19 protein-coding genes and 1 tRNA gene are annotated in these 18,630 nt (G+C 62.7%); 4 read left to right on the forward strand and 16 right to left on the reverse strand.

Annotation, left to right across the window (positions count from 1 at the left end; genetic code table 11):
* Position 1: 1 nt before the first annotated feature.
* Positions 2–1,582, forward strand: coding sequence for a phospho-sugar mutase (locus QP915_RS04805; RefSeq protein ID WP_225746009.1), 1,581 nt, complete (start codon positions 2–4; stop codon positions 1,580–1,582).
* Here the strand turns inward: QP915_RS04805 and QP915_RS11715 are convergent.
* The 9 genes from QP915_RS11715 to QP915_RS04845 all read right to left on the reverse strand — a co-directional run bounded on the left by QP915_RS11715 (position 1,579) and on the right by QP915_RS04845 (position 6,967).
* Positions 1,579–1,947: a DUF2335 domain-containing protein gene (locus QP915_RS11715; RefSeq protein ID WP_350309421.1), complete on the reverse strand. Its 369-nt coding sequence runs from the start codon at positions 1,945–1,947 to the stop codon at positions 1,579–1,581. The two genes, QP915_RS04805 and QP915_RS11715, sit on opposite strands and share 4 nt — an antisense overlap.
* A 32-nt stretch (positions 1,948–1,979) precedes the next feature.
* Positions 1,980–2,156, reverse strand: a complete 177-nt coding sequence (locus tag QP915_RS04810; RefSeq protein ID WP_005322912.1) for a hypothetical protein — start codon at positions 2,154–2,156, stop codon at positions 1,980–1,982.
* 466 nt (positions 2,157–2,622) lie between these two features.
* The gene (locus QP915_RS04815; protein ID WP_227909767.1) at positions 2,623–2,790 is read right to left on the reverse strand and encodes a hypothetical protein; all 168 of its coding nucleotides are present in this window, start codon (positions 2,788–2,790) and stop codon (positions 2,623–2,625) included.
* Positions 2,791–2,953: 163 nt separating this feature from the next.
* Positions 2,954–3,316 (reverse strand): DoxX family protein, encoded by a 363-nt coding sequence (locus tag QP915_RS04820; protein WP_005292602.1) that lies wholly within the window; start codon positions 3,314–3,316, stop codon positions 2,954–2,956.
* Complete coding sequence (locus QP915_RS04825) at positions 3,313–3,888, reverse strand: TetR/AcrR family transcriptional regulator (protein ID WP_005292598.1); 576 nt, start codon at positions 3,886–3,888, stop codon at positions 3,313–3,315. Before QP915_RS04825 ends, QP915_RS04820 begins: the two co-directional genes overlap by 4 nt.
* A 62-nt stretch (positions 3,889–3,950) precedes the next feature.
* On the reverse strand, positions 3,951–4,340 hold the full coding sequence (locus tag QP915_RS04830) for an NUDIX hydrolase (protein ID WP_005292595.1): 390 nt from the start codon (positions 4,338–4,340) through the stop codon (positions 3,951–3,953).
* 20 nt (positions 4,341–4,360) lie between these two features.
* On the reverse strand, positions 4,361–5,545 hold the full coding sequence (locus QP915_RS04835; RefSeq protein ID WP_011272788.1) for an Nramp family divalent metal transporter: 1,185 nt from the start codon (positions 5,543–5,545) through the stop codon (positions 4,361–4,363).
* 226 nt (positions 5,546–5,771) lie between these two features.
* A tRNA-Tyr gene (locus QP915_RS04840) sits at positions 5,772–5,853 on the reverse strand.
* 109 nt (positions 5,854–5,962) lie between these two features.
* Positions 5,963–6,967, reverse strand: coding sequence for a polyprenyl synthetase family protein (locus QP915_RS04845; RefSeq protein WP_284768320.1), 1,005 nt, complete (start codon positions 6,965–6,967; stop codon positions 5,963–5,965).
* 98 nt (positions 6,968–7,065) lie between these two features.
* Between QP915_RS04845 and QP915_RS04850 the strand changes: the two genes are divergently transcribed.
* Entirely contained in the window at positions 7,066–8,331 is a 1,266-nt protein-coding gene (locus QP915_RS04850; RefSeq protein WP_284768323.1) for a geranylgeranyl reductase family protein, read from the forward strand.
* A 33-nt stretch (positions 8,332–8,364) separates the two neighbouring features.
* Here QP915_RS04850 and QP915_RS04855 read toward each other — a convergent pair whose 3' ends face one another.
* The 6 genes from QP915_RS04855 to QP915_RS04880 form a co-directional block, all read right to left on the reverse strand.
* Positions 8,365–9,054 carry a demethylmenaquinone methyltransferase gene (locus QP915_RS04855; protein ID WP_005322922.1) on the reverse strand — a complete coding sequence of 230 codons (690 nt, stop codon included), beginning with the start codon at positions 9,052–9,054 and terminating at the stop codon, positions 8,365–8,367.
* Between the two features lie 11 nt (positions 9,055–9,065).
* Positions 9,066–10,265: a glycosyltransferase family 4 protein gene (locus QP915_RS04860; RefSeq protein WP_284768410.1), complete on the reverse strand. Its 1,200-nt coding sequence runs from the start codon at positions 10,263–10,265 to the stop codon at positions 9,066–9,068.
* A gap of 60 nt (positions 10,266–10,325) precedes the next feature.
* Positions 10,326–10,796, reverse strand: a complete 471-nt coding sequence (locus QP915_RS04865; RefSeq protein WP_239278153.1) for a DUF3592 domain-containing protein — start codon at positions 10,794–10,796, stop codon at positions 10,326–10,328.
* Positions 10,797–12,419: a 2-succinyl-5-enolpyruvyl-6-hydroxy-3-cyclohexene-1-carboxylic-acid synthase gene (gene menD, locus QP915_RS04870; RefSeq protein WP_284768325.1), complete on the reverse strand. Its 1,623-nt coding sequence runs from the start codon at positions 12,417–12,419 to the stop codon at positions 10,797–10,799.
* A gap of 57 nt (positions 12,420–12,476) precedes the next feature.
* A complete protein-coding gene (locus QP915_RS04875) occupies positions 12,477–13,211 on the reverse strand; it encodes a hypothetical protein (protein ID WP_284768327.1) in 735 nt (244 codons plus the stop codon).
* 78 nt (positions 13,212–13,289) lie between these two features.
* On the reverse strand, positions 13,290–15,692 hold the full coding sequence (locus tag QP915_RS04880; protein ID WP_284768328.1) for an ATP-binding cassette domain-containing protein: 2,403 nt from the start codon (positions 15,690–15,692) through the stop codon (positions 13,290–13,292).
* 187 nt (positions 15,693–15,879) lie between these two features.
* Between QP915_RS04880 and QP915_RS04885 the strand changes: the two genes are divergently transcribed.
* The gene (locus tag QP915_RS04885; protein ID WP_284768330.1) at positions 15,880–16,791 is read left to right on the forward strand and encodes a hypothetical protein; all 912 of its coding nucleotides are present in this window, start codon (positions 15,880–15,882) and stop codon (positions 16,789–16,791) included.
* Positions 16,792–16,794: 3 nt separating this feature from the next.
* Here the strand turns inward: QP915_RS04885 and QP915_RS04890 are convergent, their stop codons facing one another.
* The gene (locus QP915_RS04890) at positions 16,795–17,835 is read right to left on the reverse strand and encodes an o-succinylbenzoate synthase (RefSeq protein ID WP_502869323.1); all 1,041 of its coding nucleotides are present in this window, start codon (positions 17,833–17,835) and stop codon (positions 16,795–16,797) included.
* Between the two features lie 75 nt (positions 17,836–17,910).
* Between QP915_RS04890 and QP915_RS04895 the strand changes: the two genes are divergently transcribed.
* Positions 17,911–18,372 (forward strand): DIP1984 family protein, encoded by a 462-nt coding sequence (locus QP915_RS04895; RefSeq protein WP_284768334.1) that lies wholly within the window; start codon positions 17,911–17,913, stop codon positions 18,370–18,372.
* Positions 18,373–18,630 lie beyond the last annotated feature (258 nt).

The raw sequence follows: 18,630 nt of genomic DNA on the forward strand, positions 1-18,630 counted from the left end.
CATGTCAAAGGCCGCCACCGTGGATTATGACTACGCCCGCACCTGGGCCGAGCACGACCCCGATCCGGACACCGCCCGCCAGGTGATGACCTGGATTGAAGAGGGCAATACCGACGAGCTCGCCGCCGCCTTCGCCGGTCCCCTCGCCTTCGGCACCGCGGGCCTGCGCGCCGCCGTGGGCGCGGGCGAGTCCCGCATGAATCGCGCCGTGGTCATCCGCACCACCTATGGGCTAATCTCCTGGCTCAAACAGCACGTAGACACCCCAGTGGTAGCCATTGGTTGCGATGCCCGCCACGGCTCCGCGCAGTTCCAGCGCGATGCCGCACAGGTCATCTCCGCGGCCGGCGGCAAGGCCTTGGTTCTGCCAGCGCAGAACCCCACTCCGCTGACCGCCTTCACGGTCCGCTCGCTCAAGGCGGATGCCGGCATTATGGTCACTGCCTCGCATAACCCGCCGGCCGATAATGGCTACAAGGTCTACCTGGGCGGCCGCATCGCCACCGGCCCGGCAGAAGGCGTACAGCTGGTTTCGCCCGCCGATGCCGAAATCGCCACCGCCATCGCCGCGGCACCCCATGCCGATGAAGTCCCGCTATCCACCGAGAACATCGCGGACGTCGATACCCGCGCCGAGTACCTCGACCGCGCCGCACAGCTCGTGGGTGCACATACCGATGTCACCATCGCGCTGACCGCCATGCACGGCGTCGGCGCCGCCTTGGGCGAAAAGCTGCTGACCCGCTGCGGGTTCCGCGTCTCGCTGGTTCCTGAACAGGCCCAACCGGATCCCGATTTCCCCACCGTTTCCTTCCCCAACCCGGAAGAGCCGGGTGCCCTCGACCTCGGCATCCGCCACGCTGAGGAGATCGGTGCCGATATTCTTATCGCTTATGACCCGGATGCGGATCGCTGCGCCGCCGCCGTGCCCACGTCCTCAGGCACGTGGCGCCAGCTCACCGGCGATGAAACCGGCGCCCTTTTGGGCGACTATCTTGCCCGCCAGGGTGCGACAGGCAACTTCGCCAACTCGCTCGTCTCCTCCCGCCTGCTCAGGCGCATCGCCGCCCACTATAGCCTCGGCCACAAAGAGACGCTCACCGGTTTCAAGTGGATCGCCCGCACCCCAGACCTCGCCTTTGGTTATGAGGAAGCCATTGGTTTCTGCCCGGACCCCACCGCTGTCCGCGACAAGGACGGCGTTGCTACCTCCGTAGTGCTCGCCAGCCTCGCAGCCGAATGCAAGGCCGCAGGAACCACCTTGCTAGAGCGCCTAGAAGGCATCTACGCCACCGTGGGCGCCCTCTACACCCAGCCGCTGACCTTCCGCGTCGATGACCTCAGCATCATCGCCCAAGCGATGGATAAGGTCGCATCTACCCCGCCCGCTGAACTGGCTGGCTCGCCCGTGGCGAAGGTAGAGAAATTCGCCCAAGGTTCCAAATTTTTCACCGACAACAATGACCGAGTCATCGTGCGCCCCTCCGGTACCGAGCCGAAGCTGAAGTGCTACCTCGAATCCCCCGACGCCGACCGCCTCGATGCCATTGCGGCCGACCTGCGCGCCTACTTCGGGATTTAAACCCCTCCCCGCTCCGCGCTCTCTAACTGGTCCTTCCGGGATTGCTTAGGGCCAATGAGGGTGCGGACTAGTGGGCTTGCTGCCGCCAGACCCACCGCCGCAGTACCAACTATCGATTCCGGTGGGTCAAAAAGAACGAGTATCGCCGGTATAAGGATGAGCGCGCCGAAAATGACACCTACGGTTGTAAAGAGCCGTACTTTTGATTCAAATATCGCGTACTCGAAAGATTCTGCTGTAACTTTCCTATCGAGGACAATATCTGCATGAGCGTCCTCCATAATCCGATCGCCTGCGCCCGGCTGAATGTCATTGTGCTGTTTGATTATCTGTGGATGCGGAGTTGGCCCCTGAAGCGCCCACACAGCAATTTGGTCATCAAGGTTAGAAAGCCTATTTACGCCAGGGAGCGCTCCTCCAACTGGTGGGAAATCGCTACGTTTATTTTCCGGTGCGCCCGATAACTGCGAGTCCGATTGCGCAGATGCGCTTGCTGCGCTGCCTGCGCTACTCGCTGGCTTTGAAATAGGTGAATCTCGTTTACCCCGTCCAGCATCGTTCGGATCTTCTTCATATCCCATATCCTATCGCTTAACCCCGTACCTTCATCTCTACAGTGACTTTCTGTGCCTGATGGTATGGCTACCGAGCACGCCTGTTTGTACACAGCGCCTTAGAAAGGTGTAGTTTGCTGGTCCTGAAGGCCAAAATGAGAGGAGTTAAAGATTAAAGGACCCCACCATTCATCCTTAACAGTTTTGCTAAAGATTGCAGTTGGTATTTCATCATTGCTCTGCCTCGGCTATTTCATTGGCGGTTTGAATGCGGTATACGTTGCCAAGACCCTGGCGGGATCGGATTCCACCTCATTGCCAGATATTTCTCGCAGGCTAGGAAATGGCTTTTTCTACTTCAAGCCCGTTGCCACAACATCCAGGAGTCCAATTGTTTCATGCCGATTTAGAGCACTACTTAGCCATTGTTGAGCGGGTTTATGTTGCGGTGCAGCGGAGTGGAAGGCATAAACGAGAATGTTGACATCAGGAATGATCATCGAGTACCGCCCACACAGCTTCTTTGTTGCTGAGATCAACTAGAGCCGGTCCGCCGCAATCGAAGGAGGGCAGGTTAACGGGGGTGTCTTCGGTACTGATGCGGGCTTCCTTCTTGAGGGCAGCGCGGACCGCCTCTTCGACGTATGAGCTCAAAGTGACATTGTTGGCTTTGGCTTGGATCTTCGTTTCTTCAAGGAGTTTCGGCGGGAGGTTTATCGTCGTGCGCATACCTTTAGGGTAGAAAGCATCAAGTCATCATTCAAGAGGTGCAATGATGTATCTGCCTTCAGGAAGCCGTGAAAGGTTGACTGGTGTCTTAATTCAGTGCGAGCGTCAGGATCAGTACTCCGATGGAGAATGCGAGCATGCCTAAGCAGTTGATCCAGAATGCGCTACCGAGGAAGTGGGCGCGGACATGGGCTGCTGCGGCCGCGCAGAAATAGGCGATGACTCCAATCATGGCTGTGATTCCTACGCCGGGGAACCAGAGGCCGGCAATGAGTCCTACGGCGGCGAGGCACTTGATGACAATGAGCGCCCACCACCAGTCCTTGGGGAGTTTGACGCCGCTGAGGCAGGCTTCGATGAAGGGGACTGGTTTGAGGGAGAGGGCGGCGTCGCCAAGCAGAATGGCTGCTAGTAGAAGGGAGGGCCAGGCTGGGGAAGATTCTAGGATCATTGGGTTACTCCGAATGCGGTGTTGAGGCGTTCGATCGATGAGGCGGCTTGGGATGTGAGGTGCTCGGTGTCGTAGATTCCGGCGGCCCAGCCGATGAGTAAGCCGAGGTAGACGTTGTACAGCAGGTCGGCGTACTCGGCCGCATCGGCGCTGCTGAGCCTGGTGCCGAGTCGCAGGGTGATTTCATCGGTCAGGAGCGTTTTGAGTGCGGTGAGCGCTTCGCCTTGATTGCCTTGTTGGATGAGTGCTGCGCCAAAGGCGCGGGAGAGCTCTTCGTGGCCGGTAAACATCTGGAGGAAAGGTCTCAGGACATCGAGAAGGCTATCGGATTGTCCCCGGATGTCATCGTGGAGTTCTGAAATGTGTTGGCCAATGGTGCGGATGAGCAGCGTTTGTTTGTCGCCGACTCCCATGACGGTTCCCACGCTAACGCCAGCTTCGGATGCGATAGTCCGGATGCTGGTGGTGGCGTAGCCCTGAGTGAGGAAGAGTTCGTAGGCGGTGGCTAGGACCTTGCTGACGGTGCCAGCTTTGGCGGCCGAGCGCGATGAGTGAACGTGTTCAGTGAACATGTTCAAAAGGGTAGCTCTTGATGGTTTCGAGGTCAATGACGCCGAAGTGTTGACAGTTGGCGCTAGGCCAGCGTGGGGAAGACGCGGTCGCGCAGCAGGTGTGCAAGCTCGCGGTCGGGGGCTGCTGGGTTGACCCAGGCGGTGTCGCCGATTTCGGCGGCGGCATGGGGTTCGTCGGCGGTGACGGTGCGGGTGTAGGTGAAGATGGTGCCGACGACGACCTCGCCCGGTTCGTTGGCGGCGGGAGCGTCGAAGGTGCCGAGTTTGTTGAGGCTCTCGGCGTCGAGGGTGAGGCCTACTTCTTCGGCAACTTCGCGCAGGGCGGCGTCGACAAGCGCCTCGCCCGCCTCGGGCTTGCCGCCGGGCAGTTGGTACTTGGTGGAGGACTTCTTGCGCACGGTAAGCACGTGGCCTTGTGGGTTGCGGATGACGACGGCTGCTACTTCAATCATGGCTGCTGATTGTAGGCGGCCTAGAGCAGCGGCAGGAGCACGAGGGCGAGATTGAGTGCGATGACCAGCGCGGCAAGCGTCCAGCCCACGGCCATAGACCAGGGTTTCGCGGCGAACTCACCCATGACGTCCCGGGAGCCGGCATAGCGGAAAAGCGGGATGATGGCGAAGGGGATGCCCAGGGAAAGAAGTGCCTGGCTGACCACCAGTGCCATAGTGGGGTCGACCCCGCAGCCGATGATGACCAGCGCCGGGATGAGCGTGACCAGGCGGCGGACTAGTAGGGGGACCTTGATGTGAAGCAGGCCGTCCATGATTTCGGAGCCGGCGTAGGCGCCCACTGACGTCGAGGCGAGGCCGCTGGCCAGCAGGCCGATGGCGAAGAGAACGCCGGCCAGCGGGCCGAGGTGGCTGGCAATCGCCGTGTGGGCCCCGGAGATGGTCTCTGTGCCGTCCACGCCGTAGAGGGCCGAGCCCGCCAGGACCAGCAGGCCCACGTTGACGAGCCCGGCGATGGACAGCGCCACGGCGATGTCCGCGCGGGTGCCGGCCAGCACGTGGGGGATTTCCAGGTCGGGGTAGCGCTGCTTGGTCAGGGAGGAGTGTAGGTAAATGGCGTGCGGCATGACGGTGGCGCCCAACATGGAGGCGGCCAGCAGGATGCTGTCCTTGCCCTCTAGGCGGGGGATGAGGCCGCCGGCCACGTCGGCGGGGTCGGGCGGGGCGATGGCGAGGCCGGCAAGGAAGCCGATGCAGATGACCAGGAGCAGGCCGATGACAAGCCCCTCGAACCACTGGTTCTTCTTCTGGAAGATGAGGAGAATGATGGAGACCGCGCCGATGATGAGCGCGCCCGCGAACAGGGGGAGGTTGAAGAGGAGTTGCAGGGCAATGGCGCCGCCGATGACTTCGGCGAGGTCGGTGGCCGCGGCGATGAGCTCGGCCTGGGCCCACATGCCTAGGCGCGCGCGGCGGGAGAGACGCTCGCCCATGATTTCCGGCAGGGAGCGGTGGGTGACTAGGCCCAGTTTGGCGGAGTGGTACTGGATGAACATGGCCATGAGGTTGGCCACGACGAGTACCCACACCAGGAGGTAGCCGTAGTGGGAGCCGGCGCTGATGTTGGCGGCTACGTTGCCGGGGTCGACGTAAGCCACTGCAGCAACGAAGGCGGGGCCGGTGAGGCTGATTAAGGTCTTACGCATAGGCATCTCCATACCAAAAGTTCAACTACTTGAAGTCTAGTTTTCATCGCCATATGTTCAAGCCAGGGGATCGCTGGGGTTTTCTTAGTTGTTTTCCTCGCCAGTGCTTATGCGGTGTGGCACAAGGCTAAAAGCTCCCGCACCCAGGAGCCCAGCGAGTAGATCCCGCCTCACAGCTGCAGGTACGACGGAACCCCGCAAGCTTTTGCTTGCGGGGTTCATTCTGTGCCAGGTAGAAGATTCGAACTTCTGAAGGCAATGCCGGCGGATTTACAGTCCGCTCCCTTTGGCCGCTCGGGCAACCTGGCATGCACTGTGTGGTGCGAGTAAGTACTTTACTACGAACCACCCTCCCACCTACAAATCGCCAGCGTAGTAGGGGCGAATGGGGCTATAGAGAGGGGCTTAACCAAGCAGCTAGCCCACGCGGCGCACCGTGTAATCCGCCAGTTGGCGCAGGGCCTGGCTCGCGGAGTTCTCCGGTAGCACGGCAAGCTGCTCCTCCACCGTGCGCAGGTAGGCATTGATGTCCTCCAGCGCCTTCTGACGGCCGCCAGACTGGTGCAGGAGCTCGATGGCGCGCTCCACCTCGGCGTCGGAATGCAGCGGGCCAGTAAGCAGCTCACGCAACTTATCGCCCACTTCGCCCTCTTCCTCCAAGGCGTAGAGAACCGGCAGGGTAAATACGCCCTCGCGCAGGTCGGTGCCCGGGGTCTTACCGGATTCCTTTGGGTCAGAGAAGATGTCGATGACATCGTCCACAATCTGGAAGATCATGCCGATGGCACCACCAATGCGGTGCAGGGCTGCGGCATGCTCGGCCGAGGCGCCGGAGTGGTAGGCACCCAGGTAACCAGCAGAGGCGATGAGCACCGCGGTCTTTTCACGGATAACGGCCGTGTAGTGCTCCACGGCATTGGCCTCACCCGCGCCGATGGTCTCGCGCATCTGGCCGGTAACCAGCTCCTCAAAGGTATCGGCAAAGTGGCCCACGGTGTGGGTATCCAGCTTGCTCATCAGGCGGGACGCGTGCGCCAAGAGCGCATCGCCGGCGAGGATGGCCACGGAGTTATTCCACCGCGAATTGGCAGACTCCACGCCGCGGCGGCGGTCCGCCTCATCCATGACATCGTCATGATAAAGGGTGGCCACGTGCACCATCTCCACGACAGTGGCGGCCTTAACAACCTCTTCGCAGCCCGGACGCGGACCATACTCGGAGGCCAACAGCGCCATCATGGGGCGAAAGCGCTTGCCACCGGCCTGTGACAGGTGGCTGACCTTATCCTTTAAGAAGTCCTGGCCGCGGTCGATTTCACTGCGCAGCTTGTCTTCTACTGCTTTCATGCCCGCGCCAATGCGCTCATTGAGCTGCGGATCACCAAGATCCACGTGCGTAGCATGCGATTGACCGTGAGTCATTAAATAGTGTTCCTTGCAACTAAAAGCCAGAGATAATCGACTACCTACCGTAGTCCAAACTGCGCCCCTAAACACACTCGAGGGGTCGAACTCATGCAATGATAGTCCTCATGTCGGAGCAGATCGATTCCCAAACCTATGTCGAGGTCGCCATCATTGGCGCTGGGCCGGCCGGAGCCGCCGCCGCGATTCATGCCGCACGCGCCGGTTATGACGCCCTCCTTATTGATTCCGCGACGTTTCCCCGCGATAAAACCTGCGGCGACGGGCTTACCCCGCGCGCGATGCACCAGCTTGCTGAGCTCGGCATTGCGGTCAACGCCTCCTATCGCAATCGCGGCCTGAAGCTGCACGGCTACGGCGGCGACATTACCGCGCCCTGGCCGAAGACCTACCCTTCCCAGGTCGGCACGGCCCTGCCGCGCTTCCGCTTTGATGCCCTGCTTGCCGACGCCGCCCGAAAAGCCGGCGCCACCCTCCTCACCGGCACCCCCGCCACCGATCCGGTAATGGAGGGAAACCGCGTGACCTCCTTCCGCGTGGGCGAGGCCACCGTGCATGCCAAGTGGGTCATCGTGGCCGATGGCGTGCGCTCTACCTTTGGCAAGAAGCTCGGCCGCACCTGGCACCGCGAGGAGGTTTATGGCATTGCCGCACGCTCCTATGCTTCCTCTACGCATGCCTCCGAGCCCTGGATGCACTCCCACGTTGAGCTCAAGGACGAAGGCGGCGAGGTGCAACCCGGCTACGGCTGGATCTTCCCGCTCGGCCCCGAGCTAGGTCAGGTCAACATCGGCCTCGGCGCGCTCTCAACCGCGCAGCGCCCAGCCAAGATCAATACCAAGAAGCTGCTCGAGTTCTACGCCGCCCAACAGCGCCCCGAGTGGGGACTCGGCGAGATTGAGCATGTCACTTCTGCCCTGCTGCCCATGGGCGGCGCGGTGTCCAACGTCGCCGGCGCCAATTGGATGATCATTGGCGATGCCGCCGCCTGCATCAACCCCCTCAACGGCGAAGGCATCGACTACGGCTTGGAGACCGCCGCGCTGGCCGTAGACCTGCTCGGCCCGAAAGACTTCACCTTGGCTTGGCCTGCCGTCCTGCGCGAGCACTACGGCGAGTCCTTCCTCTTGGCCCGCACGGCCGCACGCCTGCTTACTTACCCACAGTTCCTACCGCTGGCCGGCCCTCTGGCCCTGCGCGGGCCCGTCGGCCGCATGCTCATGCCGGCCGCCGCGCGCCTGATGGGCAACCTCATTACTGACGATGACCGCGACCTCATCGCACGCACCTGGCGCGCCGCCGGCCGCACGGTCTCGTCCCTTCGCCGCGATACGCCACTCTGGGATTCGACCGCGGCATAGTCCCCACGCCCAAGGTCGCGGGCTGCTAAGCGCCTAGGCTGGCTTTACCGCCGAGTGCAGCGCCACGATGCCGAAGGTAAGGTTCTGCCAGCCGGCCTCGGCCCAGCCATTGCGATTGATAACCGCGGCGAGCTCCTCCTGCCCCGGCCACGCACGAATGGATTCCGCGAGGTAGATATATGCCTCCGGATTAGAAGAGACCAGGCGCGCTACCGGCGGGAGCAGGCGCATCAAGTATTCCTTGTACACGGTGCCAAAAATCGGTACCACCGGAGTGGAAAACTCCGCTACCGCAAGGCGCCCGCCTGGCTTGGTCACGCGCGCCATTTCGCGCAGGCCGAGCTCAAAGTCGTGGATATTGCGCAGGCCATAAGAGATGGTCACGGCGTCAAAGGTGTTATCCGCAAACGGCAGCTTCATGCCATCGCCAGCCACCTTGGGCACGTCGCGCTCACGGCCGGCGGCCAGCATGCCACGGGAGAAATCACACGCCACGCACCACGCACCGGACTTGGAAAGTTCCACGGTGGACACGGCGGTACCCGCTGCAAGGTCGAGAACCTTCTCGCCCGGTTTAAGGTTCAAACGCTCGCGGGTGCGCTTGCGCCAGTGCGCGTCCTGCCCAAAGGACAGCACGGTATTGGTGAGGTCGTATTTCTCGCCCACGGCGTCAAACATGCGCGCCACATCGAAGGGCTTTTTATCCAGATCTGCCTTAGACACAAAAGATAAGTCTAGGCTACGCGGGCGCCGAGGGCACGAGCCGCCCACCGCGGCAGCTCGGGACGCTGGCCCAGAATGGTCAGCGGCACCCGGCGAGTATCCTCCAGTACCTCTTCGTAATAGCCCACGAGCTGCTCGCACAGCGCCTTCCATGTCTTGGAAGAAATGGACTCGCGCGCATTGTCCCGCATCTCCTGATGGATCTCCGGATTGAGCAGAGCGTCCACCGCATTGGGGAGGTCTTCCACAAAGGTCTGTACATCCAGCAGAAGGCCGTTATAGCCCTCGTCGATGAGGTCTACCGGGCCACCAGCCCGCGGCCCGATGGTCGGCACGCCGGAAGCCTGTGCCTCCTGGATGGACTGACAGAAGGTCTCGAACTCGCCGGCGTGGACAAAGACGTCCAAGGAAGCATAGGCGGCGGCGAGGTCTTCGCCGGACAGCGCACCGGTAAAGACGGCACCGGGCAGCTGGACTTCCAACAGCGGGCGCTCCGGTCCATCGCCCACGATGACCAGCTGGATATCCTCGCGGCCATTGAGCGCCGAGAGGCGGTGCACGCCCTTTTCCGCGGCGAGGCGACCAACGAATCCCACTACATTCTTGGTGCCGCTCGGATCCCAGCTGCGGCGCAGCTCATCAGAGCGCTTGGAGGGATGGAAAAGTTCCGCGTTCACGCCACGCCCCCAGTGGCGTACGTTCTTGATGTGGTGCTTTTCCAAGTCCCGGATGGTCAGCGAGGACGGCGCCAGCGTCATCTGGCAGGAGTTATGAATCGTGCGCAGCCACTCCCACACGCCGTAGGCCAGCGCGGAGGCATGGTACTTGGTGGCAAAGCCGGCAACATCGGTCTGATACAACGCCACGGCCGGCACGCGCTGCTGGCGGGCGGAGAAAGCGCCAGCCGCGCCGAGTACGAAGGGGCTGGCCAAGTGAATGATATCCGGCTTGAAATCACGCAGCGCCTCATCGACCGCCGTGGTAGGCACGCCCACCGGCAGCGAATCCACCAGCGGCACGCGCACCGTGGGTACACGGTAGATGGGGAATCCTAGGTAGTCCGGGATTTCTTCTTGTCCCTCACGGGCACCCGGCGCGATGACGATGGCCTCCTGGCCGGTCTCGTGCAGGTGCTCTAAAACGCGCAGCACGGAGTTGGTCACACCATTGACATTGGGGAGGAAGGATTCAGCCACGATCGCAACACGCATGCCACCATCATGGCCCATTTTCTTAAGTTTATGGTGAAGCCAGTGGAAAATCTTGGTTAATTATTTCTCCGCACGGCGGGTAAAGAAGCTAATCAGCTTCCACAGCACGGCCGCGATGAGCGTGACAACCACCCCTACCGAGAGCGCCGGGATGATGGCCAGCGTCCATTCGCGGCCTTCGACCTTGACTAGGTCTGGGTCGTCCTGGGCGTATTGCACCCACACCTGCTGACCCTCGCCCAGCCCACTGGGATAGAGCAGCCCGTGCTGTGGGGTGTGGTAAATCCCTTCACTGTCTTGGAAATCCACCGTAGTGCGCAGCACGCCCACATCCTTGACCGTAGCCAAAGCGCGCGCGGGGTGGCTGGCGATGGCGTGGTCATTCAGCGCCGGCCCGATGACCATGCCCACCACACCCACCAGCGCGGCCAGATACAGCGCCAGCGTCAGCTGGTGCAGGCGGCGGCGATAGACCGCGGGCGTATAGCGCGGCACCACCGCGGCGTGCGGCTTATGCTGCGGCGGGGCCACTTACTGGCCTACCTTTGCGGTGAGCTTCTCATTGAGCGCCCGGCGCGTGGCACGGGTGGTCTTGGCCTCCACGACAGTAATCCCGGTGGAGTATTCCTTCAGCTCCGCCAGCGTATCCAATAGCTCCTGCGGGGTGGTCACCTCGCGATAGTCTGCTTCATAGGCTTCTGCCAGCTTGCCGACGTCCACCCCATGCGGCGTTCCAAACGCCGGCTCGAAGGACTCGCGCAGCGCATCGGCGCCTTGTTCCAGGGTCTCGAAGATGCCGCCACCATTGTCATTGGCCACCACGATGGTGAGGTTTTCCGGTCGCGCCTGATCTTCCGGGATGAGCAGGCTATTCGCGTCATGTAAGAAGGTGACATCCCCCATGAGCGCCACAACGCGTGGGGCACGCCAATTTGTGGGATCCAGCGATTGCGTGGCCAAGGAAATGCCGATGGCCTGGGCGATGGTTCCGTCAATACCGGCCGCCCCGCGCGGCGAGTACGTATCCACGCCGTCGAAAGGCAGGCCTACCAAGGCTGCATCGCGCACCGGGTTCGAGGCTCCCAACACCAGAGTGTCATTGACGGAGAGCGTATCGCCCACCGCGGCTGCGACGTGCAGACCGGTAAATCCCAGTTCCTCATCCTCGAGGGTCTCGCGCACCGCTTGTCCGGCCATATCTGTTGCACCTTCGCAGATCTTCATCCACTCGCGGCTCGGCTCGCCGGTGATCTTGACGGTGGTGCCAAGCCGGGCCTCGTCGCCGCGCTGGTTGGTGAAGTCATTGGTGCGCGAGAGCACCACCAGCTCAATATCCGGATCATTCATCAGCGCTAGCACGCCACGATGCAGCGTCGGGTGCCCCACGACGATGACCTGCTCAACCTTGGTATTGACCACATAATCATTCGCGGAGACCTGCGCCTTGCGGAAGATATGCGCCGCCGCTGGATGCACCGGATGATACGGGCCCGGCGCGCTCGGCTCCGCGATGGTTGGCACGTCTTGGAGACCTTCTACCTCCCAAGCCTCGTCGCCCGCAATGACCAGCGTGTTTTTGCTCAAATCCACGGCCACCTCGCCATGGTCCACAAAGGCTGGTGCGGGCTCGCGCACGCCGTCGCCGGTGGTGTGGTCCGGCAGGGTGTCGTCGACAAGCGGGGCGTCAAAGGCCACATTGATATGTACCTGTAGGTCTTCGCGGAAACGCTGGGCCATAGCCGCGATATCGTCCACGCCGGTGACCTGGGTGGTGTGCGCATAGACGCCGAAGATGCCCTGCTGCTCGATGGTCTGCGACGCCCCCGTGCCCACCAGCCGCTCCGGCCGATCCGCGCTAATGATGGCCAGCGGCGTATGGGAATAGTGTGCCTCCACCACGGCCGGCAAAGTATTGGCTACCGCAGTTCCCGAGGTCATCACCACGCCCACGTGGCGGCGCTGCACCCGCGCCATGCCTAGGGCGGTAAACGCTCCCCCGCGCTCGTCCAGGCGGGTGTGTACGCGAATATCATCACGCGCCAGCAGCGCCAGCGACAGCGGCGCGTTGCGCGAACCAGGGCACAGGACGACATCCGTGAGGTGGCGCGCCAGTTGGGCGGCTACCTTCTCAGCCAACTGCATCGATTCATTCATGCCGCCCGATTTTACCTGCCCGCGCGCCATTTCCCTTACCGGGCAGGTGCTGGGCGCTTAGTTCTGGTTGGCCGACTGCTCGCCGCCGCCCAAGAGTTCATTGAGGAGGCCCTCAATGTCCACATCGCTGCCCTTATCCAGCTGGTCTTGTACCTCTGGTGGCAGCTCGGTCGGGATATCGGACGGCAGGTCATTCTGGAAGTCCGGCAGCTTTGGCAACTTATTGGAGTTCTCATCCTGCGTATCCGGCTCTTCGGTCTGGGTCACGGTAGTGGGAACCTCCGTGGTCAGCGTTTCCGTCACCGGCTGTGGGTCCGGCTTATCCGCCTCGTCCGCAGCATTGCGCCACAGGAAAAACAGGACCGCCGCAGCCAGCACTGCAAGTACCGCGATGGCCGCGAAGACGCCGGCCATCGCGCCACCGCCGCCGCCCTTCTTCTTGCGGTTTTCCGGCTGGTCCGGATCATAGTTCGACGGCACCGGCTCGTACTCGGGCTGCTGCGCGTATTGCTGGTCATATGCCTGCCCGGCCGGCTGCTGATAGTTCTGGCCATAGCTTTGCTGCTGGCCGTAGCCCTGCTGATAGCCAGCGGTCGCATCGAATTGACGAGTCTCATTCTGCGGCTGCTGCTCGCCCGGGAAGTACTGCTTGGGGTGCTCGCGGCGCGCTTGGTCGCGGCTGGGGCCGGCGGCATTATCGGGCACGCGGCCAATCTGGCGCGTGGCATCATCCGCCGGGCTGGACCAGCTGCGGGTTTCATTATTATCGCCATGAGGGCCTTTAGTAGTCATACTCTCTACCTCTACCCCATTTTGCTGTGAGATCCCAGAGAGGTCTCCCACAGCTAACGGGCAGCTAAGGCTCGCCGCTTAGTGCGCTTGGCGTGCGCTCAAGGCGCGGCCGGTGGCGGTGTCTTCTGCGGCAACCTGTGCCGGGGTGGCATCCGCGATGATGCGGCCGCCATCTTCGCCAGCGCCCGGACCCATCTCGATGATGCGGTCCGCATTCGCCATGACCGAAAGATCATGCTCGACGACGATTACCGTATGGCCCGCATCCGCCAGCTTGTGCAGCTCGGTATTGAGCAGGTCGATATCGGCTGGGTGCAGGCCCGTGGTGGGCTCGTCCAGCAGGTAGACCGTGTGGCCGCGACGCGAGTTGCGGGAGCGCTGCAGCTCCGTGGCCAGCTTGATGCGCTGGGCCTCGCCGCCGGACAGCTCCGGCGCGCCCTGGCCCAGGCGGAGGTAGCCCAAGCCGACTGCCTGCAGCGTGGCGATGGCGCGGTAAATCTTTTCTTCCTCGGCAAAGACCTCCGCGGCCTCATCCACGGTGAGCTCCAAGATGTCCGCGATGGTGCGGCCCTGCCAGGTCACCTCCAAGGTCTCGTCGTTGAAGCGAGCGCCGCCGCACTCTGGACAGGTGGTGTACGAGCCTGGCAAGAAGACCAGCTCCACCTCGATCTTGCCCGCGCCACCGCAGGTGGGGCACTGGCCTTGCTTTACGTTGTAAGAAAAGCGCGAGACCGTCCACTTGCGCTGCTTGGCCTCATCGGTGGAGGCGAAGAGCTTGCGAACGTTATCGAAAAGCCCGGTATAGGTTGCCAGTGTGGAACGCGGGGTGCGGCCGATGGGCTTCTGGGTAATCTGCACGACGCGCTTTACTCGGTCAAAGCCCTCCGTGCTCTCCACGGACCAGCCCTTCTCCTCGGTCTCCTCCTCATCGGAAACGGCCGTGGCGGACTGTCGCAGCAGGCCTGCCAGCACCGTGCTGACCAGGGTGGATTTACCCGAGCCGGAGACACCGGCGACCGCTGTGAATTGGCCCAAGCCGAAGTCCACATCCAGGTTGTCGATGCTGCGTGCGTTGATGCCGCGCAGGGCGAGGTGGGAGGAGGGGGTGCGGGGGTCGTCGGCAAGCGCGAGCGTGCGGTGAGCCAGCGCATTGGCGGTAGGGGTGTCCGCGTCATAGTCTGCAACCGGGCCCGAATAGACCACGTTGCCGCCGCGCTCGCCCGCCAGCGGTCCGACGTCAACGAGCCAATCCGCCTGCGCGACCAAATCCATGTCATGCTCCACCAAGAGCACGGAGTTGCCGGCCGCGATGAAACGGCGGCACATATCCATGACCGCGTCGCGCTCATCGGGGTGCAGGCCGGCCGAGGGCTCGTCGAGCACATAGGCCACGCCAAAGAGACCAGAGCGCAGCTGCGCTGCCAACCGGATGCGCTGCATCTCGCCACCGGACAGGCTCTGCGTCGGCCGATCCAGGCTGAGGTGCGCCAAGCCAAGCTCCAGCGCCGAGGTCAACGCGGGCAAAATCTGCCGCAGGAGCAAATCCTCGGCCGAATTCTCCTCCGGGTTCTGCTTGCTGAGCACCTCATGCACCTTATCCAGCGGCAGCGCGCCCAGCTCATCGATAGGCATGCCCGCATAGGTCACCTTCAGCGCGGCCGGGTTGAGGCGGCGGCCGCCACAGGTCTCGCACTCGCGAGATTCCATATAGGACAGGGTGCGTTTGCGCAGCGTATCCGATTGGGTCTCCGCCAGCGTCTTTTTGAGGTAGCTGGCCACCGAGCGCCACGTGCCCTCATAATTGCGCTGAATCTGATCCTTGCCGCGTAGAGGCTTGACCGTGACGACGGGGCGCTCCTCCGTGAAGAGGATCCAGTCGCGGTCTTCTTGCGGCAGGTCCTGCCAGGGCGAATCCAGGTCGTAGCCCAGATTCATCAAAATGTCGTGGAAGTTCTTGCCGGCCCAGGCACCAGGCCATGCTTGGATGGCGCCTTCCTCGATGGAGAGGGTGGGATCCGGGACCATGGAGTCCTCGGTCGGCTCGTGAACTACGCCCGTGCCGTGGCACTGCGGACACATGCCCTCCGGAGTATTGGGCGAGAAGGAATCGGAGTATAGGCCCTCCGGGTTATCACCGGCGCGCGAATAGAGCAGGCGCACGCTATTGGAGAGCGCGGAGACCGTGCCAACCGTAGAACGTGCACCGCCGCCGGAGGTGGATTGTTGCAGCGCGACCGTCGGCGGCAGGCCCTCTACCTGGCTGACCTGCGGGTCGACGGCCGAGCTAATGAGGCGGCGGGCGAAGGGCGCTACCGATTCGAGATAGCGGCGCTGGCCTTCGCCGTGAATCGTGCCAAATGCCAGCGAAGACTTGCCCGAACCAGACACGCCCGTGACCGCAACAAGCTTGCCGCGGGGCATATCGACGTCGACGTTGCGCAGATTGTGCAGGTGGGCATCGCGGACCTTGATAGTAGACATGTCCCCTAGCGTACGCACAGGTGACGGGTTGGGCAGCGAGCTCGATCCTGGGTTTCCGCCGCCGATCACGATTTTTGTCCATATAAACCGGGGGTTTCGTCGACGGTTTGGGTGGTTTGTATGGACGAAAGTCGCGATCTCTGCAGATCTACGGAACCGAATGCACGGCGCGGCAGTCTAAAAGGCCATGTACACGCGAAAAGACCTCATCGAAGAAGGAATGACTCAATACCGAATTGAAAAGGAGGTGGCAGAGGGCAGACTCCTCCGCCTGAGGCGCAATTGTTATGTCCCGGCGGAGGCGAGTGCGAAGGATAAGCTCGCCGCGGTGGCGCAGCTTTATCCGGATGCGGTGTTTACGGGAACGGCGGCGCTTGCAGCCTACGGTTTATGCGAGGTGCGGCTGCCGGCAGCGATTCGGGTGGATAACAATTGCCGGGCACGGGCGGATGGGCTGGTGCGTACTGTGAGGTCGCGGCCGGTGCCGGTAAATCGGGTAAAGGGCGTAAAGATGGCGTTGCCCGCGCAGGCGGTGGCAGATGCGCTGAGCTTCGAGCGCTGTGGCAAGTGGCTACTCAAAGAGGCACTGGCGCAGGCGTACCGCGGGCTCAACGGTAGGGGGAGGTTCGCGGCCGATGTAGACATGGTGAGCAGCAGGGAAAAGGATGCGGTGCGCGAGTTGGCGAGGCTGGCACCGGTGGGGACGGCGTCGAAATGGGAGCAGCGGATGTTTCGCGAGATGCGGCGGGTGGGACTTAACCCCGTGCCGAATTTCCGGCTAGGACCATATACCTGGGATTTAGGTTTCAAAGCGGGAACGACCGTGGTGGACTTGGACTCGCTGTTCTATCACACGCCGGAGAATAATCACCGGGAATTCCTCATCGGGACGTGGAAGACCAATCACGCGGTGCAGCACGGATGGGCGCCACTGAAGTTTACGGATGAGTGCACCGACTACCACCTCAAGCTGGTGATGGAGACGGTGCAGGAGACGGTCGCGCATCGTCGCAGCGTGCGCGGGCTAAAGAGCAGGCCGCAGAAGGTGAGGAGGGCACTGGCGACTCCGGCGTGGAGGTTTCACCAGAGCTTGCTCTAGGCCCTAGTCAGCAAGGTGCGATTCAGAAAGGTGCGGCCAGCAGGCGCGCACGCGGTCGAACCACCAATCGCGGCGTTCAGCGGGGGCGGCGAGTGCAGCGAGACGGTCTGGGTCGGGGGCGAGGATATCGGCGGGAAGGTGGCCATCGATAAGCGGGCGCGGCGCGGTGACGTCTTCTTCAAAAAGGGAGCCGGTGGCAAGGCCGGCGGCGGCCGGGGTGACGTCGATGTCCTCATCGTCGTAGATGCGCGGGAGGGCGGCGACGGCCGCAAGGCCCATATTGATCCCAATGGAGGTATCCAGCGCGGAGGCCACCGTGATATCCATATGGCGCTGGCGCAGGTGTTGGGCCACCTCGAGGACGCGGCGCACGCCGCCGAGCGGGGCGGGCTTGACCACGGCGACGTCCGCGGCCTGCAACTCGGCCACGCGATACGGGTCGGCCACTTTCCGGATGGACTCATCGGCGGCAACGCGCACAAAGAGGCCGGCGCGCATAAGGCGGCCGCGGACCTGGGCGAGCTCCTCAGTGGTAGCGCACGGCTGTTCCATATAGTCCAGCGGCATCATCATCTGCGCGGCCTCGACCGCCTCATCGACGCTCCAGCCGCCGTTGGCGTCCACCCGCAGGATGGGGATATCGCCGCGTTGGGTGACGGCGTCGCGGACGGCGCGGACGCGAGCGGCGTCGTCGGCAAGCGTGTGCCCCTTCTCCGCCACCTTGATTTTGAAGGTGCGGCAGCCGGGATAGCGCTCCACCACGGCCGGGACCTCGCTGGCGGGCACGGCCGGGATGGTGGCGTTGACCTCGATGGAATCGCGCACCGGATCCGGAAAGCCCTCGTAGGCGGCCTCAAGCCCGGCGCGCAGCCACGCGGCGGACTCGGCCGAGCCGTATTCCAGGAAGGGCGCGAACTCGCCCCAGCCGGCCGGGCCATCGATGAGCAGGGCCTCCCTGGTGGTAATGCCGCGGAAACGCACGGCGAGCGGGAGGGAGACTACGTGGGCGCGGTCGAGGACGTCATCGATATGCATGGCCTTCATGGTAGCGCTCGCTAGCCGTTGACCCCTCCCTCACTCTGCGCTATTTTGGAAACCCATACCAATAAAGGAGGAATTATGCTGCTAGCTGAGGCATTGGCGGAACGCGCCCAGGCGCAGGAGCGCCTCAATAGCCTGCACGAGCGGCTGCTGACCGTGGCCCGCGTGCAGGAGGGCGATACCCCGGATGAGGATCCGCAGGAGCTGCTGCGCGAGCTCGACGGCGTGGCCGGGCGCATCGATGAGCTGGTGCAGGCCATCAATGCGACGAATATCGCCACCGCCTTTGATGAGAAGATGAACCTGATGGAAGCCCTCGCGCTTCGCGATGGCCTCTTGCGCAAGCGCCGCATCTACCACGACCTGGCGCAGCGGGCGGGCACTCGCTCGGATCGCTATTCCCGCACCGAGATTAAGTTTGTCTCCACCATCCCGGTGGCGGATCTGCGCAAGCGCGTCGACGATCTGTCTAAGCAGTATCGCGAGCTGGATACCCGCATCCAGCAGCTGAACTGGATTACCGAACTGAAAAACGGATAGTCATATCGCGCGCTGCTTAGAGCGCGCGATGGTAGCCCACACACCTGCAGCGAGCAGGCCCCCACCCTGGAGGGGAAAATCCTGGGACACTGGCCCCCCTTTAGCGCTTTAAGGGGCGGGGAGTTCGAGTCTCCCCATGGCATGGAGTACCGCGCTGGTATGGCGTACACGGGTATTATGCGGGGCAACAACCTCGCAGTATCGCGTATTGATTATTACCGGCCTGCTGGGCAGCGTGTGTGGGTGAGGGTTGGGAAT

This window comes from Corynebacterium sp. MSK158 (assembly GCF_030229085.1).
GTDB lineage: Bacteria > Actinomycetota > Actinomycetes > Mycobacteriales > Mycobacteriaceae > Corynebacterium.

Bases quoted from the DNA above. Each gene is read 5' to 3' on its own strand.
- menD (WP_284768325.1), bottom strand. From the start codon at position 12,419: ATGAATGAATCGATGCAGTTGGCTGAGAAGGTAGCCGCCCAACTGGCG.
- QP915_RS04895 (WP_284768334.1), top strand. From the start codon at position 17,911: ATGCTGCTAGCTGAGGCATTGGCGGAACGCGCCCAGGCGCAGGAGCGC.
- QP915_RS04860 (WP_284768410.1), bottom strand. From the start codon at position 10,265: ATGCGTGTTGCGATCGTGGCTGAATCCTTCCTCCCCAATGTCAATGGT.
- QP915_RS04890 (WP_502869323.1), bottom strand. From the start codon at position 17,835: ATGAAGGCCATGCATATCGATGACGTCCTCGACCGCGCCCACGTAGTC.
- QP915_RS04845 (WP_284768320.1), bottom strand. From the start codon at position 6,967: ATGACTCACGGTCAATCGCATGCTACGCACGTGGATCTTGGTGATCCG.
- QP915_RS04805 (WP_225746009.1), top strand. From the start codon at position 2: ATGTCAAAGGCCGCCACCGTGGATTATGACTACGCCCGCACCTGGGCC.
- QP915_RS04850 (WP_284768323.1), top strand. From the start codon at position 7,066: ATGATAGTCCTCATGTCGGAGCAGATCGATTCCCAAACCTATGTCGAG.
- QP915_RS04820 (WP_005292602.1), bottom strand. From the start codon at position 3,316: ATGATCCTAGAATCTTCCCCAGCCTGGCCCTCCCTTCTACTAGCAGCC.
- QP915_RS04830 (WP_005292595.1), bottom strand. From the start codon at position 4,340: ATGATTGAAGTAGCAGCCGTCGTCATCCGCAACCCACAAGGCCACGTG.
- QP915_RS04825 (WP_005292598.1), bottom strand. From the start codon at position 3,888: ATGTTCACTGAACACGTTCACTCATCGCGCTCGGCCGCCAAAGCTGGC.
- QP915_RS04875 (WP_284768327.1), bottom strand. From the start codon at position 13,211: ATGACTACTAAAGGCCCTCATGGCGATAATAATGAAACCCGCAGCTGG.
- QP915_RS04880 (WP_284768328.1), bottom strand. From the start codon at position 15,692: ATGTCTACTATCAAGGTCCGCGATGCCCACCTGCACAATCTGCGCAAC.
- QP915_RS04810 (WP_005322912.1), bottom strand. From the start codon at position 2,156: ATGAAGAAGATCCGAACGATGCTGGACGGGGTAAACGAGATTCACCTA.
- QP915_RS04835 (WP_011272788.1), bottom strand. From the start codon at position 5,545: ATGCGTAAGACCTTAATCAGCCTCACCGGCCCCGCCTTCGTTGCTGCA.
- QP915_RS04885 (WP_284768330.1), top strand. From the start codon at position 15,880: ATGTACACGCGAAAAGACCTCATCGAAGAAGGAATGACTCAATACCGA.